The sequence below is a fragment of the Corynebacterium sp. HMSC075F02 genome (assembly GCF_001838335.1).
Classification (GTDB): domain Bacteria; phylum Actinomycetota; class Actinomycetes; order Mycobacteriales; family Mycobacteriaceae; genus Corynebacterium; species Corynebacterium jeikeium_D.
In genome coordinates this window covers 108,669-125,138 of sequence record NZ_KV836306.1, presented here as the reverse complement: position 1 = coordinate 125,138, position 16,470 = coordinate 108,669, and the positions used below count along the sequence as shown (strand labels likewise).

The following is a 16,470-nucleotide window of genomic DNA, read 5'->3' as shown; positions in this document are numbered from 1 at the left end:
CCCCCCCTAAAGAACACAATTCCCTCTCACACTCCGCACTATGCGGAGTCACTTAAACCAAGGAGATCTCCCCATGACCGCGACATTGAAGAACCACGCAGAACAGCGCACTGCTGATCCTTCGAAGCTGCCGGAGGGCTTCACCACTGTGCCGGCACCATACGGCAAGGATGTTGTCGATGCTGATGGCAACAAGATGAGCCACGTGTTCGGCGCCGGTGTCGAGCAAGGTGCCGCTCCACTTCGCGATGAGACTCTCGGTGAGAACCTGCGTGCGATTGTGGAGAAATTCCCGTCCCGCGACGCCGTTGTTGACGTCTACGCGGATGTCTCCTTTACCTTTGAGCGTTTCTACAACCGAGTTCTGCGTCTGGCCAGCGCTTTCATCCGTGAGGGCTACCGTCCAGGAGATCGTATCGGCATTTGGTCCACCAACCGCTGGGAGTGGACCGTGGTGCAGTACGCCTGCCACCACATCGGCCTGGTGCTGGTCAACATCAACCCGGCTTACCGCCAGCACGAGCTGAACTACGTGTTGGAAAAGGCAGGTGTGCGTATGGTGTTTGCCGCCCGCCGCTACAAGGACTCCGATTACCGAACCATGCTGATCGAGGCCTCCAAGCAGCGCGGTGTGCGCCTGGACAAGGTCATCTACTTCGGCTCCTCCGAGTGGTACGAGCACATGCACAGCGAAATCGATGACCTGAGCGAGTACACCTCCCAGCTGAAGCCGGATGATCCGATCAACATCCAGTTCACCTCGGGCACGACAGGCTTTCCCAAGGGCGCTACGCTGACGCACCGCAACCTGCTGAACAATGGTTACTTCATCGGTGAGCTGTTGGGCTACACCGAGGCCGACCGCATCTGTGTGCCGGTGCCGTTCTTCCACACCTTCGGCATGGTGATTGGCACCTTCGCTGCCTTCACCCACGGTGCCGCTATTGTCATTCCGGCTCCGTCGTTTAAGGCGCGTGAAACGCTCAAGGCTGTGCACTCGGCTAAGGCCACCAGCCTCTACGGCGTGCCGACGATGTTCATCAATGAGCTTGAAGAAGCCCACGACCAGGAGGAATACGGCTCCCCTTACGACCTGTCGCTGCTGCGCACAGGTGTGATGGCAGGTACCTCGTGCCCGTCGAAGACCATGCGTGATGTGATGGACAAGCTCAATATGCGTGAGATTGCCATCTGTTACGGCATGACCGAGACTTCGCCGGTGTCCTTCCAGACCCGCGCGGATTCCCCGCTGGAAAAGCGCGTCAACACCGTCGGGCAGATCATGCCGCACCTGGAAGCCCGCATCATCTGTGAAGAAACCGGCGAGACCCTACCACGAGGTGAACAGGGCGAGGTCGTCGTCCGTGGATACTCCGTGATGAAGGAGTACTGGGAGCACCCCGAAAAGACTGCCGAGGCCATCGACGCCGACGGCTGGATGCACACCGGCGACTTGGGTGTGCTTGACGACGAGGGCTACCTGTCCATCACCGGACGTATCAAGGACATGCTCATCCGCGGTGGTGAGAACATCTACCCGCGCGAGATTGAAGAGTTCCTGTTCGCTCACCCGGCTGTTGTCGATGCACAGGTCATCGGCGTGCCGGATGACAAGTATGGCGAAGAAATCATGGCATGGGTAATTCTGCACGACGATGTGGAAGACCTCACCGCTGAGGACGTGGCGGCCTTTGCCCACGGCAAGCTGTCGCGTCACAAGATTCCGCGCTACGTCCACGTCGTCGAGGAGTTTCCGATGACCGCGTCGGGCAAGGTTCGCAAGGTTGAGATGCGTGAGATGGCTCCGCGAATCCTGGGCTGGGTGTAGAACAATGTCAAAAACAACTGATCAGACCGGTCGCGAGCTTGTCGCAGGCCTCGTCACTGATGGAATGACCCTGGCAGTCGGCGGTTTCGGCCTTTGCGGTGTGCCATATACCCTCATCGAGGGCGTGCGCGACTCCGGGGCAAAAGACCTCACCATCGTGTCCAACAACATGGGCATTGACGGTACTGGGCTCGGCATTCTGCTGGAGAACAAGCAGGTGGCAAAGGTAGTGGCCTCCTACGTCGGCGAGAACAAGGAGTTTGCTCGCCAGTACCTCGAAGGAGAAATCGAGGTGGAGTTCACCCCACAGGGCACTCTGGCAGAGCGTCTTCGCGCAGGTGGCGCAGGTATTCCCGCGTTCTACACCGCAACCGGCGTCGGCACGCTCGTTGCAGAGGGCAAGCCCCACGCCGACTTCGACGGACAGACCTACGTGCAGGAGCGTGGCATCGTTGCCGACATCGGCCTGGTGCACGCCTACCACGGCGATATTGACGGCAACCTTGTCTATCGCCGGACCGCGCAGAACTTCAACCCGCTGTGCGCAGCATCCGGCAAGGTGACCGTTGCAGAGGTGGAGTGCTTGCTTGGCCGCGGCGAGATCGACCCGGATCTGGTGATGACTCCGGGTGTGTATATCCAGCACATCGTTCGCGGTGACGGACGCGAGAAGCTCATTGAAAAGCGCACAACTCGGCCACGCAATACCGATTCCAGCCACGATGCCGGTGACGCGGCAGCAGGGGAGGAGATTTAAATGGCACCTGCGAAGACAATTATGGACAAGGGCTGGAGCCGTGACGAGATGGCACAGCAGGCCGCTGAAGAGCTGCGCGATGGCGACTATGTGAATCTGGGTATCGGCATTCCGACACTGGTGGCAAACCATATTCCCGAAGGCGTGCGCGTTCTGCTGCAGAGTGAAAACGGAATTCTGGGAATGGGTGCCTTCCCATATGAAGGCGAAGAGGATGCTGACCTCATCAATGCGGGGAAGCAGACCGTGACATTGGTGCCGGGCGCGGCAATCTTCGACTCCGCCACCAGTTTCGGCATGATTCGCGGCGGTGCCGTGAAAATGGCCGTGTTGGGTGCGATGGAGGTGAGCCAGTGCGGTGACCTGGCCAATTGGATGATTCCGGGAAAGATGGTCAAGGGCATGGGCGGTGCGATGGACTTGGTCGCCGGTACCCCTCGAGTGGTGGTTTTGACCGATCATGTTTCCAAAGATGGCAAACCAAAATTGGTAAAAGCCTGCGAACTGCCCCTCACAGGTGCAAAAGTAGTGAAAAGGATTATTAGCAACCTGGGAAGCTTCGATGTCGCTGATGATCACCTGGTGCTACGCAGGCTGGCACCTGGGGTGACGCTGGCAGATATCGAGGCCAACACCGAAGCCGCATACGTGGTTGACCTCGAGAATTAAATACGCAGCAATCATGGTCAGTCCACACTCATCAGTTTTGACTTAGGAGAATCCATCCATGAGTAACCTTCCAGCTCCCAGCCCGAATGATGTCGTTATCCTCGCTGGTGCTCGCACCCCGCAGGGCAAGCTGCTCGGTCAGCTGGCACCGCTTACTTCCGTCGAACTCGGCGCACATGCTGTCAAGCACGCTGTTCAGCGTTCCGGCGTTGCCCCGGAAGAGGTTCAGCACGTCGTTCTGGGCCAGGTGATTCTCGCAGGTGCTGGCCAGAACCCGGCTCGACAGGTCGCCATTAAGGCAGGTCTGCCATGGAATACGACCGCTGAGATTGTTAACAAGGTCTGTCTCTCGGGTCTAAACGCTGTCATTCACGCCGCTCGCTTGATTCGTCTCGGTGATGCAGACGTCGTTGTTGCAGGTGGTCAGGAGTCCATGACGCACGCTCCGCACGTTGCACGCGGTGTTCGTCAGGGCAAGTCCTTCGGTGCGCTGAAGCTGGAGGACACCTTGGAGCGCGACGGTCTGGTCGACTCCTTCGATGGTGTGTCCATGGGTACGCTTACCGACGGTCCGAACAGCGACCTCGGCATTAGCCGCGAGCAGCAGGACGAGGTTGCGGCCGCTTCTCACCAGCGTGCGGCTAAGGCGCAGGAAGACGGTATTTTCGCGCAGGAAATCGTTCCAATCGAGATTCCGCAGCGCAAGGGTGACCCGGTAGTTGTCGACACCGACCAGGGCATTCGCCCGGAGGCCACGGTGGAGACCCTGGCTAAGCTGCGCCCGGTCTTCCTGAAGGAAAACGGCACCATCACTGCCGGTAACTCCTCGCCGATTTCCGACGGTGCCGCAGCAGTTGTGCTGGCATCGCGTGCTTACGCAGAAAAGCACGGCCTGGACTACCTCGCAGTTGTGGGCAAGGCTGGCCAGACCGCAGGTCCGGATAACTCCCTGCACGCTCAGCCTGCGGACTCTTTGAAGGAGGCCCTGCGTCGCGCTGAGTGGGACGCGCAGGAGCTCGACTTCATCGAGATCAACGAGGCATTTGGTGCGGTGGCCGTCAAGTCCCTGCGTGAGCTGGACTACCCGCTGGAGAAGACCAACATCCACGGTGGCGCGATTGCCCTCGGCCATCCGATTGGCTGCTCTGGTGCCCGCCTGACTCTGACCGCAGCGATGGAGCTGAACCGTCGCGGTTCGGGTCGCGCTGGTGTGTCCCTGTGCGGTGGCGGCGGTCAGGGCGATGCGCTGCTGCTGTACCGCGACTAATCGCAAAAGGCTGAAAAACTCAGCAAGCCCGCGTTGTGGTTTCCACTCTATGGATGCCACAACGCGGGTTTTGTTGTCTCCTGGGGAGCCCCTGCGCGAAGGTGATTCGAGTTTTCAATTAGGTTAGGAGCTATGACAGGCTTTAGCTCCCTCGATGGTGAACAGACCTTCCCTTGGCTTCCCTCTGGCCCGGCGCTACTCTTCGCCCCGGCTGACCGTCCGGAACGTTTCCAGAAAGCTGCTGAACGATCGGACATGGTCATCATTGACCTGGAAGACGGCGCTGCCGTTGACAATCACGAGCAGGCACGTGCGAACATCATCAACAATCCGCTCGACCCGGAGACGACTATTCTTCGGATCACCGGTCCCGGGACTCCGACCTTCGCGGAGGATGTCGCCTTTGCCCGTGCATGTGATTACGACATCGTCATGGTGCCCAAGATTCGAGACTCCATCCCCGCAGAGCTCGAGGGGTTGAAGATCATCGCGATGATTGAAACCCCGCAGGCCATGATTAATATCCAGCAGATTGCCACCCACCCGGACGTTGTGGGTCTGTTCTGGGGTGCCGAAGACCTGACCGCCGAACTCGGCGGGGTGTCCTCGCGGCAGAGTGTGGATGAAAACCCACGTCGCCACTACCGAGACCCGCAGCGTCTGGCGCGAGCACTTGTTCAGGTCCATGCAGCTGCAGCGGGCATTGCCGCCATTGATGCCATTCACGCTGATTTCCGGGATGAGCGTGGCCAGTATCTCGAGGCACTCGACGCAGTGGGGTGCGGATTCCTGGCTACTGCCTGTATTCACCCGGCGATGGTGCCACCGGTGCGTAAGGCATACAAGCCGTCGGACGCAACGCTGGCCCGAGCCCGGGAGATTGTCAAGCACGCTGGAACGCATACCGGCGCCTTCCAGCTCGATGGTGAAATGATTGACGCGCCCGTCGTAAAGCAAGCCGTGGCAGCGCTCGCGCGAGCGGGAATTACGGAGTAACTAGCGGCGAGATTTCGCCAGGTTCTCGGTGATCTTCCGATCGATGCGGCCGAAGTTGTAGTACGCCGCACAGGCACCTTCGGGGGAGACCATGCAGGTGCCGATGGGGGTCGCCGGGGTGCAGGCAGTGCCGAAGACCGCGCACTGCCAGGGCTTGATGTGGCCGGTGAGCACAGAACCGCATTCGCAGGTCACGGGGTCTGGGATACGGCGCCCCGGCACCTGGAAACGACGCTCGGCGTCGAATGCCGCGTATTCCTCAGAGATGCCGAGGCCGGAGTTTTCAATCCAGCCGAGACCACGCCACTCGAAGGTGTCGCGGAGGGAAAAGACGCGGTCCATAAGTTTCTGCGCGGTGGTGTTGCCGGAAGAGCGAACGACGCGCGCGTACTGGTTGTCCACCCGGGACTTACCGGCAGCAACGTCGCCGCTGACGAATTGATCCAGCAGCATGACGACGGCCTGGAGCACATCCAATGGCTCAAAACCGGTGACCGCCACTGGCAGATTGAACTCGCGCGGCAGGAACTCGAAAGCGTCCGTGCCGGTGGTGGTGGCCACGTGGCCTGGGCCGATAAACCCATCAACCTTGGTTTCGCCGCCGTTGACGATGGCGCGCAGCGGCGGCTCGATAAGTACGTGGTTGGAAAACACGGAGAAGTTTTCCACGCCCTGCCGGCGTGCGGCCTCAACGGTCACGGCAGTCGACGGGGCGGTGGTCTCGAACCCGACGGCGAAGAAAACGACCTGCTTATCGGGGTTGTCGGTGGCGATCTTCAGCGCGTCGAGAGGCGAGTAGACAAAACGCACATCGGCGCCGCGCGCACGTGCCTGCATCAGCGACGTTTCGGACCCCGGCACACGCATCATGTCGCCGAAGGTCGTGAAAATGACGTCTTCCTGCTGTGCCAGCCAAATGGCATCGTCGACGCGACCCATGGGGATGACGCAGACGGGGCAGCCGGGCCCGTGGATCAGCTCGATGTTTTCGGGTAGGAGGTTTTCCAAGCCGTAACGGTAAATGGTGTGCGTGTGCCCGCCACAGACTTCCATCAGCGCGATGGGCTTCTCCAGCTTGGTGGCCTCGCGTTCAATGCGTGCGAGCAGCTTCTTCGCAGCGGCGGGATCGCGGAATTCGTCAACGTATTTCATGGTGCCGTCCAGCCCCTCAGTTGATCTGTGACGATGAGAAGGATTCCAGCTCATCCTCGTAAGTGTCGCCGCCTAGCTGTTTGATTTGCTGGAGCGAAAGTCTGGCTTCTTCCTCGTCGATCTTGCTCATGGCGAAACCGACATGTACGAGAACCCAGTCACCGGCGGTGAGGTTCTCGTCAACAAGTAAATCGGTGGAAATCATGCGTGCGACGCCACCAATTTCCACTGTTGCACGGGCAGCATCGTGGACTTCTGTGATGACGGCAGGGACACCAAGACACATACGCTTCTCCTCGTTTGCAATACTTATCGAGACTACCATCAGAGGCAGCGAACCTCGTTTTCGAAGGACGAGTGACGCAAGCAGTTTTGTCCGCCACCAGCTGTGAAGTTAGGGATAGTGAGCATGCAGCCGAAGAATCGTCTGAACACCAACGAAGCCAAGGTAAACACCAATATTGGTCGCGTTCGGGCACGTCCGTTCAGGCTTCTCGACGATTACGTCACCTTGCAACACGGCTCCGGTGGAAAGGCCTCCGCAGCTCTGGTTGAACAGGTCTTTTTCGACGCCTATGGCAATGAAATTTTAGGGCAGGGTGGCGACTCCGGGCTGTTCGCTGCCGAAGCCGTCGTCGAGGCTGCGGCAGCTTCTGCACATGGTGGGGCGCGGTTGGCAATGTCCACCGACTCCTATGTGGTCAATCCCATCGAGTTCCCGGGCGGCGACATCGGGGATTTGGCCGTCAACGGCACGATTAACGATCTGGCGGTAGCTGGAGCCAGGCCCCTGGCGCTGACCGCATCGTTCATTCTGGAAGAGGGGCTGGAGATTGCGACTCTGCGCCGCATTGTGGCGAGTATGCGCGTCGCTGCCGATGCCGCAGGGGTGAGCATCGTCGCCGGCGACACCAAGGTTGTGCCGAAGGGCGCAGGTGACCAGGTCTACATCACCACGGCCGGGATGGGCGTGGTCCGCGGCGACTACGCCGGTGCCGCTACGAAAGGATCTGTCTACGCAAACATCGAGGCCGGAGACCGCATCCTCGTCTCCGGTCCAATCGCCGATCACGGCATGGCCGTCATGCTCGCCCGCGGCGACTTGGCTCTGGCCGCGCCTATCGAGTCCGATACCCGTGCCGTCAACGGCCTGGTCGAGGCACTACTTGAAGCTGCCCCCGGCACTCGTTGGATGCGCGATGCCACTCGTGGCGGCCTCGGCACGGTCGCCAACGAGCTCGCCCGTGGCACCGGTCTTGGTGTCGTACTTGACGACGATTCCATTGCGGTCCGTGAAATGACCCGTGGCGCCTGTGACATGCTCGGCATAGATCCGCTCTACGTCGCCAATGAAGGCACCTTCGTCGCCGTTGTCCCCGCCGGGCAATCCGAGGCAGCGCTCAGTGCGCTCCACGCAGCCGGGGCTTCCGAGGCTTGTGATATCGGCTCCATCGAGGACGAGCCCGCCGCTTCCGTGGTACTGGTCACCGGATTCGGTGGCACCCGCATGGTGGACATGTTGGTCGGCGACCCGCTGCCGCGCATCTGCTAGACATCCATGCCCGTTGCCGCCAGCAGGCGGCCGGCCACCGCCTGACCAAGACTCAAGCCGCCATCGCCCGGTGGCACAATTTGATGCTGCAACAGAGTAAAGCCCTCAGCTGCAACTTCGCGCCGCAGCAGCTCCATCAACAGCGCATTATTCGCGCAACCCCCGCTGACGCCGACAACATCGGTGCCGGCTTCCTCCGCAGCCTGCACCAATCGCTTGCCGACGACACCCGCGACCCCACCGTGAAACACAAATGCGGCCTGCTCAGCGTCAGGCGATGCTACCGCCTCCCGAATGGCGTCCTGGAAGGGCACTGGCTTGGTCTCTGAACTGACCGCTCCAAGCGCTTCCGCATGTGACCTCACGTAGCGAGTCGCCGCTGCCTCCAACTCCATGGCCGCTTGCGCCTCGTAGCTGATGGCTCCGCCACCGCGCCAGCGAGGAAGCAGCAGTGCTGCGGCGGCATCGAATATGCGGCCGAGAGAAGAAGTTTGCACTGTGCCAACTCCCGTCGCCAACTGGCTTTTAACCAGGGCTACTTCGCGCTCGTTGGAGAGATTGCGCAGGAGGTGGTCGTCGTCAAGCCCCCAAGCATGAGCGAGACCGAGGGCGAGCCGCCACGGGTGCGTGACGGCGCGATCTCCACCGACCAACGGGAAAGAGGGGCAGTGCCAGGTGCGTTCCCAGTTTGCGGAACTGCGACTGAGCGTGAGGATCTCGCCGCCCCAGATGGTGCCATCAGTGCCGTAGCCGGTGCCGTCGAGGGTGGCGACGACGGCACGGCCCGCGTTCAGGGAAAGGAGACGGTGCTCGGCGAGTAGCGAAAGCGCGTGTGCGAAGTGGTGCTGAACCGCGAGCAGCTCGATGTCGTGCTCGGCGGCGAAGCGTTCGGCGAAGGCGGTAGTGGCGTAGCCCGGATGAAGATCGCAGACGACAAGATCCGGGGTCGCGTCGCGCATGGAAAGGAGCTGTTCAACTGCTCTCTGGTAGGCCTTCTGGCTGGCCCACGACCCCATGTCGCCAATGTGCGCGGAGACGTGAGCGAGGTCCCCATGCGCGATAGCAAAAGTGTTCTTCAGCTCTCCGCCGGTCGCGAAAATGGTGGGTTGGGACGTGCTCCGGGTGCTGGTGCCAGGGCCAGTGCCAGGGCCAGTGCCAGGGCCAGGGCCAGTGTGGCTACGAGAATCGGTGGGCGTGATTGAAACGGGGACGGGAGCGAAGCCGCGGGACCGGCGCGATGGGGCGGTGCCGATGAAAACCGAATCTTCAACGGGTACGTGGATTTCGCGGTCGTGGAGGATGAAAGCGTCGGCGATGTGACCGAGCTTCTTCAGCGCGTCGGCATTGTCGGTACAGACGGGCTCGCCACTGAGGTTGCCGCTGGTGACCACGAGCGGGCGATCGCAAAGCAGCAGGTGAATGCCTGAGTACGGAAGCATAATCCCGAAGCTGTCGAGGCCCGGTGCGATGAGATTGGAAAGCGGCCCCGACCGCTGCTTCGGTGCAATCACAATCGGTGCCTCAGGGGAGTCGAGGAAACGCTTCTCCTGCTCAGTTAACTCAACCAGTTGGGCAGCGGTGTCAACAGTGGGGGCCATTACCGCCAACGGTTTGTCGGGTCGACGTTTGCGCATCCGTAGTTTCTCGCAGGCAGCGTCATTGGTGGCATCGCAGACCAGGTGAAAACCACCAATACCTTTGACGGCGAGCAGGGCGCCGTCGTCAAGCAGTGCGTGTGCGCGACGAAAGAGCGCGAGAACCTCCTCGCGGGAGGTGGCGGTGGTGGTGCCGCCTGCATCGTGCCAGCTCAGACGCGGGCCACAGTCGAAGCAGCTGATTGGCTGAGCGTGATAGCGGCGGTCGGTAGGGTCGGTGTACTCGCGCTCGCACGGGGTGCACATCGGAAAGGCCGCCATAGTGGTGCGCGGGCGGTCGTAGGGCAGTTCAGTGATGATGGACAGGCGCGGTCCGCAGTTGGTGCAGGAGATGAAAGGGTAGAGGTAGCGCGGGTTGGTAGGGTCGAAAAACTCACGGCGGCAGTCCGGGCACAGTGCAGTGTCGGGCGGAAGCAGTGCGCGGCCGGAGTAGCTGTGGCGAGAGGGCACGATGGTGAACTCGCGCTCATGGCCCAGTGTCGCGATGTGCTCGGCGGAGTGATTGATGATGCGGGCAAGCGCCGGCAGTTCGGTGAAAAGCTGGCTGCGGAAGGCAGCGAGGGCGTCCGGTGGGCCTTCTACCTCGATGAATACGCCCTGCTCATCGTTGCCACAGAAGCCGACGAGACCCGCGCGCCGGGCGATGGTGGCGACAAAAGGGCGGAATCCGACCCCCTGGACGATACCTTCGATACGCCAGCGAATGCGTTGAATGCTCGTACCCATCCCCGCTCCGGTCGCGCCTGCCTTTTCCATGCATTCAACTTTACGTAAGCGGCTCGGGTCCGTTCGCACTGCTAGTTTGGAGATTGTGCACGAAGTAGCGTTGAGCATGCAGTTAGCGAAGGTTGTCACGAGAGCAGCCGAAGGTCGAACTGTACGCACTGTGCACCTGCGGATAGGCGCTCTACGGCAGGTTGTGCCAGAAACCCTTTCATACGCGTGGGATTTCGTCAGTCACGATACCGGTTTGGGGGACGCGAAATTGGATATTGACTGGGTACCTGCGGTTGTCGAATGCGCGCACGGGCATCGCGAACAGGTGGGGCCACTCGATGGCCTGCTGTGCCCCACGTGCGGAAAGCCAGGACGCGTAATCTCGGGGGAAGAGTTCACAATCGTCGACATCGACGTCGACACGCACAAGTAGGAAAGACGGTTTTATCATGGGACGTTTCCACCGGCATGACGGCGATGACGCACACCACCATCACCACCATCATCATGACCACGACCATGACCACCATCACGGCCATGACCACGTTCATCTCGCCGATCCCGATGACACTAGCCACGGCGACCATTCGGGTTATGAAACCGGCGTGGAACGCGTGACCATCCTCGAGGACATCTTCAGCGAAAACGACCATCGCGCGGAGCATAATCGCGAGCTGCTTGCTGAACATGGCGTGGAAGCCATCAACCTGATGAGCTCCCCGGGCTCAGGCAAGACTGCGCTGTTGGAGAAGACACTGGCGGCTGCGCAGGGAAAGCTGCGCGTCGGCATTATCGAGGGTGATATTGAGACGGCTCTCGATGCCGACCGCCTGGAGGGTTACGGGGCACAGATTTCGCTGCTGAACACGGGCAACGGATTCGGTGGTGAATGCCACTTGGACGCCCCGATGGTCTCCCGCGCGCTCGAGGGGCTGGATTTGGCCACGCTTGACCTGGTCATGATTGAAAATGTGGGAAACCTTGTCTGTCCGGCTGAGTTTGAGGTCGGCGAGACTCGCAAGGCAATGGTCTACTCCATCACCGAGGGGGAGGATAAGCCGGTCAAGTACCCGGTGATGTTCCGCTCTGTACAGGTGGTGGTTATCAACAAGATGGACCTTGCCCCGTACCTTGACTTCGACATGGAGCTCTTCCGCGCCAACCTGGAAAAGGTCAATCCAGGCGTGAAGGTGATTGAGGTCTCCGCTAAGACCGGGGAGGGCATCGACGAATGGCTCCGTTGGGTCAACCCTGCGCTGGTTGATTAAGCGCGCGCCGGGGGCCGTCGTGAAGCAATGGGGGCGTCACGGCATGCTTGACGACGGCCCCGTTACCCCCCCCTCGCTTCGCTCCACCTTAGTGGGGGATAGGTGATATCCCGCTGTAATCTGCGGCGGTTTTTCACGTTCACTACCTGTACCTGGAGCTATATTTACGCAACATTTATCTTGCATATTATTTTGTTATAACCGCAGCGCAGCACCATTATTCAGGTTGTTCTTAGGTCGCTATACTTGGCCATGTATAGGCAATGGGCCTTGGTAGTTGTAAAACCTCGAAACCAATATTCCTAATAACTAAGCAGAAGGCGCAGCGAAAAAATGATTAGTGGCGCGAATTGGCAGGAAGGGACCCTCGGCGAAAACCTCGCTAGAGCTGGTGTCTCACGGCGCAGTTTCATGAAGTTTTGTGGCACTATGGCGGCAATTTTTGCCGCCGGAACTCCGAATGTCGGTGAGGCTGCGGCGCAGTCACTGACTCCCTCGGCGGAGGAAATCGCAGATAAGCTCTCGGCTGTAAAGAAGCCGAAGGTGGCTTGGCTGCAGTTGCAGGAATGTACCGGATGTATGGAATCCGTATTGCGTTCCGGAGGCACCACTGCTGAAGATGTGGTGCTGAACCTGGTTTCGATGGACTACAACGAGCTGCTCATGGCACCGTCCGGGCATGCGGCTGAAAAGGCTTTGGACGACATGAATGCCGAGGATCACATTCTGGTGGTCAATGGCTCGATTCCGACCGGCGAGAACGGTGCGTACTGCACCATTGGCGGTAAGTCGGCAGAACAGGTGCTGCTCGAGGCTGCTGAGAAGGCCACGGCAATCCTGGCCGTTGGTGCCTGCGCAGTCTGGGGTTCTGTCCAGGCTGCTAAGCCGAATCCGACCGGTGCCAAGGGTGTCGATGAGATTATCAAGGACAAGCCGGTGATTAACGTCTCTGGTTGTCCGCCGATTGGTGAGGTGATTACGGCCACCCTGACGTACGTACTCACTTATGGCAAGACACCGGAGGTCGACGCTGAGGGGCGGCCAAAGTTTGCCTATGACCAGCGTATTCACGACTCCTGCCCGCGTCGCGCGCATTACGATGCCGGTCAGTTCGTGAAAACCTTCGACGACGAAGGCGCACGAAACGGCTGGTGCCTTTACGAGGTCGGCTGTAAGGGGCCATCCACGTTTAGCCCATGCCCAATCGTGCAGTGGAACCTTAAGTCCGGTTGGCCAATTGGTGCTGGTCACCCATGTATTGGCTGTACTGAGAAGGACTTCTTCGACCAGTTCACTCCGTTCTACGACAAGCTGCCGGGAATCCCGGGTATTGGAGTGGAGTCCAGCGTGAACACGGTCGGCGTTGGACTGCTGGCTGCCACTGCCGCAGGTGCCGCGGTCCATGGCGGACTCACACTGGTGAAGGAACTGAAGATAAGGCGCTCCAACGGCGAAGAAAAGGTGTTGGCTGCGTTTGGTGGTGTGGAAGGCCGGAAGCCACCGATGGTCGACCTTCCTTCAAACGCACCAGGCACGCAGAGCGAGACAGCATCCGATTCGAAGGACAACTAAGGGGGCATAGGACATGGCTACGGAAAAAGTTGTAATCGACCCGATTACCCGAATCGAGGGACACCTTCGCATTGAGCTGGAACGCGAGGGAGACCAGATCAAAACCGCGTGGAGTGAGACTACTCAGTTCCGCGGTATCGAAACCATTGTGAAAAACCGCGATCCTCGCGATGTCTGGGCATTCGTTGGTCGTATCTGTGGTGTGTGCACGGGTACTCACTCGGTGGCGTCCATTGCCGCTGTCGAAGATGCCATTGGCTCGACACCGCCCCCGCAGGCACGTCGTATTCGCGACCTGGTGATTGGCTCGCAGGAGATTCACGACCACGTCGTGCACTTCTACCATCTTCACGGTCTGGACTGGATTGATGTCACGAAGGCTCTCGAGGCAGATCCGAAGAAGACCGTTGAGTTCGCGCAGTCGATCGGCTCGACGTGGAAGGGCAACAACGAAGAAACCTTCGCCCGGGTCAAGGAGACCGTGCAGGGCATTGTGGACTCCGGCCAGCTGTCCATCTTCACCGGCGGCTACTGGGGACATGAGGACTACCGCTTGCCGCCTGAGGCCAACCTGATGGCAGTGTCGCACTACCTCGACGCCTTGGCTTTCCAGCGCTCTATCATCCGCATTAACACCGTCTTCGGCGGTAAGAATCCACACCCGAACTTCCTGGTCGGAGGCATGGCGTGCTCCATCGACCCGGAACGCTCTGAGACGGTCAACCAAGTCGGCATTGATCAGATCAAGTCCTGGATCGACGAGATTGTGGAGTTCGTCAATGACTGCTTCTACCCAGATGCAGTCGCCATCATGAGCGTTTACAAGGACTACTTCGACATCGGTCGCTCCTCCGACAGCTTCCTGGCGGTAGGCATGGCCGGCGCCACTTACTCCGGCGACCCGGCTAAGTCCCGTGTCCAGACCGTGCATCCAGACATCAAGCCCGGTGTCATTCTCGACGGTGACTACACCAAGCTCCACCCATTCCAGCCGGAAAAGATCGAGGAATTCATCAACTCCGCCTGGTATACGCAGGAAGCCGGCGATGATGTCGGCCTCAAGCCGTATGACGGCGAAACAACTGTGAACTACACCGGCCCGAAGCCGCCGTACGAGTGGTTGTCGGACAATGAAAAGTACACCTGGTCGAAGGCGCCGCGTTACGACGGTCGCGCTGTTCAAGTTGGCCCGGTTGCTCGTGTGCTGTTGGCATACCTGCAGAAGGAGCCGGAGACAATGCGCCTGGTCGACGAGGTCATGGATAAGCTCGACCTGCGCATTGAGCAGATGAACTCCACTGCGGGACGCACCTACGCACGTGCTGTGGAGTCTGTGACCACCGCCAATTACTTGGCAGATCACATTTTCCCGGAGTTCGTTGAGGCCCTGAAGAACGGCGACATCGATGTCTTCGACAACAGCCGTTGGGAGCCGACCACGTGGCCGGAAAAGTGCCAGGGCGTGGGCTTCCTCGAGGTCGCTCGTGGCATGCTCAGCCACTGGGTCAAAATTGAAAATGGCAAGGTGACCAACTACCAAGCCGTGGTTCCCACCACGTGGCTGGCCGGTGGCCGTGACTCGAAGGGGCAGCTTGGCCCATACGAGCACGCGCTGGCTGGCGATGGCACACATCCGCTGGTTGATCCCGAGCAGCCGCTTGAACCACTTCGCACGATTCATTCCTTCGATCCATGTATGGCCTGCGCAGTCCACATTTTGGATCCGGCTGGTCAGGAAATGTTTAAGGTGACGACGGCATGACACCCCCAGTGAGTGAAAATCCGGAACTGCGACTAAAAGATTCCAAGGGCAACCCCCTGGTTATTGCGGTTATTGACGCACACACCAGCCACTGGTTGTCGCCATCCGAGGTCATTCAGGCCGCAGCAATTGTCCCGGACGACTCCCGCGATCCTGTCGACCTTGCGCTAAAGGTCAGCTTGCGTCGTCGTCGTGACGATCTTTTCCACCTCGACGGCACGCCACTGATGAAACTGACCCCGGATTCCTACGACCCGGCGACGCCTGACCGCCGTTACTCCATTGCCAAGGTGCACGGCCTCAACATTGCGGATCAAACGGTCGATGTCGCCATCATGCGCGGTGAATTGAATGCGGTCGTTGAGGCATCCACGATGTCCCGTGAGGAAGGCGTTCTACTTCGTCGTAACGCGAACATGCACCATGGTCGCGGGCACCGCAGCATGGGCGTCGCGCTTGCTCCCATTGACAAAGACGGAAATATCATCGGAGAGTTCATCTTCGAAGGATTCGTGGCAATGGGGCTGCGGAAACTCGACGAGGCCATTGCGGAGAACAAGAAGGGCTCCGGTTCGTGGGTCGAGGTTCACCTGTGGGGATGGGCGCTGCGCGTTCAACATTGGTTGAACCTGGCGCTGATGTTGGTGATGACCTTTACTGGCTGGTACATCATGCAGCCCTATTTGACTGAGCGCACCTATGACGGCTCGGCCGCGGGATTCGCGATGGGATATGTCCGTTTCGCGCACTTCTTAGCCGGATTCCTATGGATCGCGGTGGGGCTATGGCGTGTCATTCTGCTGTTTGTTACCCACGACCGACAAACACGATGGCGTGCGCTATGGCCGATTTATAACAAGCAGGATGTTAAAGACCTCTGGCACACGATGCAGTACTACCTCTTCCTGCGCAAGGAAGGGCCGTTCTACTTCGCTCACAATCCGCTGCAGCAGCTGGCGTACACCGGCATTTATGTGATGTGTTTCATTCAGATGCTCACAGGCTTGTCGCTATACGCGATGATGGATCAGTCCAACTGGTTCTTCCAGCTGCTGGCTATGCCGACGCACTGGATTGGCATCGGCTACTTCCGCCTGATTCACACAATCATCATGTACCTGATTTGGCTCTTCGCCATCATTCACGTCTACCTGGTCATCCGCTCCGATGCGGTGCACAACCACGGTGGTCTGTCCTCGATGATTGGTGGCTCTGTCTGGCTACCGCGCGGCACGCAACCGGTTGACTCTCCACGCATTGGATAGGAAATCATTG

The 16,470-nt window shown here is 59.6% G+C and carries 14 protein-coding genes; 11 read left to right on the top strand and 3 right to left on the bottom strand.

What is annotated here, in order from left to right; genetic code table 11:
* Positions 1-73 precede the first annotated feature (73 nt).
* From HMPREF2920_RS01660 to HMPREF2920_RS01640, 5 genes are all read left to right on the top strand, one after another.
* The gene (locus HMPREF2920_RS01660; protein WP_070601221.1) at positions 74-1,828 is read left to right on the top strand and encodes an AMP-binding protein; all 1,755 of its coding nucleotides are present in this window, start codon (positions 74-76) and stop codon (positions 1,826-1,828) included.
* 4 nt (positions 1,829-1,832) lie between these two features.
* Positions 1,833-2,585 carry a CoA transferase subunit A gene (locus HMPREF2920_RS10860; protein WP_070601219.1) on the top strand — a complete coding sequence of 251 codons (753 nt, stop codon included), beginning with the start codon at positions 1,833-1,835 and terminating at the stop codon, positions 2,583-2,585.
* Positions 2,586-3,254 carry a CoA transferase subunit B gene (locus HMPREF2920_RS10855; protein WP_005509864.1) on the top strand — a complete coding sequence of 223 codons (669 nt, stop codon included), beginning with the start codon at positions 2,586-2,588 and terminating at the stop codon, positions 3,252-3,254. It begins immediately after the preceding gene.
* A gap of 58 nt (positions 3,255-3,312) precedes the next feature.
* A complete protein-coding gene (locus HMPREF2920_RS01645; protein WP_070601218.1) occupies positions 3,313-4,521 on the top strand; it encodes an acetyl-CoA C-acetyltransferase in 1,209 nt (402 codons plus the stop codon).
* Between the two features lie 132 nt (positions 4,522-4,653).
* On the top strand, positions 4,654-5,517 hold the full coding sequence (locus tag HMPREF2920_RS01640; RefSeq protein WP_016422177.1) for an HpcH/HpaI aldolase/citrate lyase family protein: 864 nt from the start codon (positions 4,654-4,656) through the stop codon (positions 5,515-5,517).
* Here the strand turns inward: HMPREF2920_RS01640 and hypD are convergent, their stop codons facing one another.
* Positions 5,518-6,669, bottom strand: coding sequence for a hydrogenase formation protein HypD (hypD, locus tag HMPREF2920_RS01635; protein ID WP_070601215.1), 1,152 nt, complete (start codon positions 6,667-6,669; stop codon positions 5,518-5,520).
* A 16-nt stretch (positions 6,670-6,685) separates the two neighbouring features.
* Positions 6,686-6,955, bottom strand: coding sequence for a HypC/HybG/HupF family hydrogenase formation chaperone (locus HMPREF2920_RS01630; protein ID WP_049172773.1), 270 nt, complete (start codon positions 6,953-6,955; stop codon positions 6,686-6,688).
* Positions 6,956-7,078: 123 nt separating this feature from the next.
* Between HMPREF2920_RS01630 and hypE the strand changes: the two genes are divergently transcribed.
* Positions 7,079-8,221 carry a hydrogenase expression/formation protein HypE gene (gene hypE / locus HMPREF2920_RS01625; protein ID WP_049172775.1) on the top strand — a complete coding sequence of 381 codons (1,143 nt, stop codon included), beginning with the start codon at positions 7,079-7,081 and terminating at the stop codon, positions 8,219-8,221.
* Here hypE and HMPREF2920_RS01620 read toward each other — a convergent pair.
* Positions 8,218-10,632, bottom strand: coding sequence for a carbamoyltransferase HypF (locus HMPREF2920_RS01620; RefSeq protein WP_083308218.1), 2,415 nt, complete (start codon positions 10,630-10,632; stop codon positions 8,218-8,220). The genes hypE and HMPREF2920_RS01620 overlap by 4 nt on opposite strands.
* Here HMPREF2920_RS01620 and HMPREF2920_RS01615 point away from each other — a divergent pair.
* The 5 genes from HMPREF2920_RS01615 (at position 10,589) to cybH (ending at position 16,460) form a co-directional block, all read left to right on the top strand.
* A complete protein-coding gene (locus tag HMPREF2920_RS01615; protein ID WP_306297366.1) occupies positions 10,589-11,026 on the top strand; it encodes a hydrogenase maturation nickel metallochaperone HypA in 438 nt (145 codons plus the stop codon). The genes HMPREF2920_RS01620 and HMPREF2920_RS01615 overlap by 44 nt on opposite strands.
* Positions 11,027-11,042: 16 nt before the next feature.
* Positions 11,043-11,861: a hydrogenase nickel incorporation protein HypB gene (gene hypB, locus HMPREF2920_RS01610; protein ID WP_070566216.1), complete on the top strand. Its 819-nt coding sequence runs from the start codon at positions 11,043-11,045 to the stop codon at positions 11,859-11,861.
* A gap of 333 nt (positions 11,862-12,194) precedes the next feature.
* Positions 12,195-13,433: a hydrogenase small subunit gene (locus HMPREF2920_RS01605; RefSeq protein ID WP_016422185.1), complete on the top strand. Its 1,239-nt coding sequence runs from the start codon at positions 12,195-12,197 to the stop codon at positions 13,431-13,433.
* Positions 13,434-13,446: 13 nt separating this feature from the next.
* Complete coding sequence (locus tag HMPREF2920_RS01600; protein WP_049193295.1) at positions 13,447-15,195, top strand: nickel-dependent hydrogenase large subunit; 1,749 nt, start codon at positions 13,447-13,449, stop codon at positions 15,193-15,195.
* The gene (gene cybH / locus HMPREF2920_RS01595; RefSeq protein WP_083296836.1) at positions 15,192-16,460 is read left to right on the top strand and encodes a Ni/Fe-hydrogenase, b-type cytochrome subunit; all 1,269 of its coding nucleotides are present in this window, start codon (positions 15,192-15,194) and stop codon (positions 16,458-16,460) included. The genes HMPREF2920_RS01600 and cybH overlap by 4 nt, the downstream gene beginning before the upstream one ends.
* Positions 16,461-16,470 lie beyond the last annotated feature (10 nt).

What these genes read in the sequence shown, in the direction of transcription:
- HMPREF2920_RS01660 (WP_070601221.1), top strand. Translation starts at nt 74, where the DNA reads ATGACCGCGACATTGAAGAACCACGCAGAACAGCGCACTGCTGATCCT.
- HMPREF2920_RS10860 (WP_070601219.1), top strand. Translation starts at nt 1,833, where the DNA reads ATGTCAAAAACAACTGATCAGACCGGTCGCGAGCTTGTCGCAGGCCTC.
- HMPREF2920_RS10855 (WP_005509864.1), top strand. Translation starts at nt 2,586, where the DNA reads ATGGCACCTGCGAAGACAATTATGGACAAGGGCTGGAGCCGTGACGAG.
- HMPREF2920_RS01645 (WP_070601218.1), top strand. Translation starts at nt 3,313, where the DNA reads ATGAGTAACCTTCCAGCTCCCAGCCCGAATGATGTCGTTATCCTCGCT.
- HMPREF2920_RS01640 (WP_016422177.1), top strand. Translation starts at nt 4,654, where the DNA reads ATGACAGGCTTTAGCTCCCTCGATGGTGAACAGACCTTCCCTTGGCTT.
- hypD (WP_070601215.1), bottom strand. Translation starts at nt 6,669, where the DNA reads ATGAAATACGTTGACGAATTCCGCGATCCCGCCGCTGCGAAGAAGCTG.
- HMPREF2920_RS01630 (WP_049172773.1), bottom strand. Translation starts at nt 6,955, where the DNA reads ATGTGTCTTGGTGTCCCTGCCGTCATCACAGAAGTCCACGATGCTGCC.
- hypE (WP_049172775.1), top strand. Translation starts at nt 7,079, where the DNA reads ATGCAGCCGAAGAATCGTCTGAACACCAACGAAGCCAAGGTAAACACC.
- HMPREF2920_RS01615 (WP_306297366.1), top strand. Translation starts at nt 10,589, where the DNA reads ATGCTCGTACCCATCCCCGCTCCGGTCGCGCCTGCCTTTTCCATGCAT.
- HMPREF2920_RS01620 (WP_083308218.1), bottom strand. Translation starts at nt 10,632, where the DNA reads ATGGAAAAGGCAGGCGCGACCGGAGCGGGGATGGGTACGAGCATTCAA.
- hypB (WP_070566216.1), top strand. Translation starts at nt 11,043, where the DNA reads ATGGGACGTTTCCACCGGCATGACGGCGATGACGCACACCACCATCAC.
- HMPREF2920_RS01605 (WP_016422185.1), top strand. Translation starts at nt 12,195, where the DNA reads ATGATTAGTGGCGCGAATTGGCAGGAAGGGACCCTCGGCGAAAACCTC.
- HMPREF2920_RS01600 (WP_049193295.1), top strand. Translation starts at nt 13,447, where the DNA reads ATGGCTACGGAAAAAGTTGTAATCGACCCGATTACCCGAATCGAGGGA.
- cybH (WP_083296836.1), top strand. Translation starts at nt 15,192, where the DNA reads ATGACACCCCCAGTGAGTGAAAATCCGGAACTGCGACTAAAAGATTCC.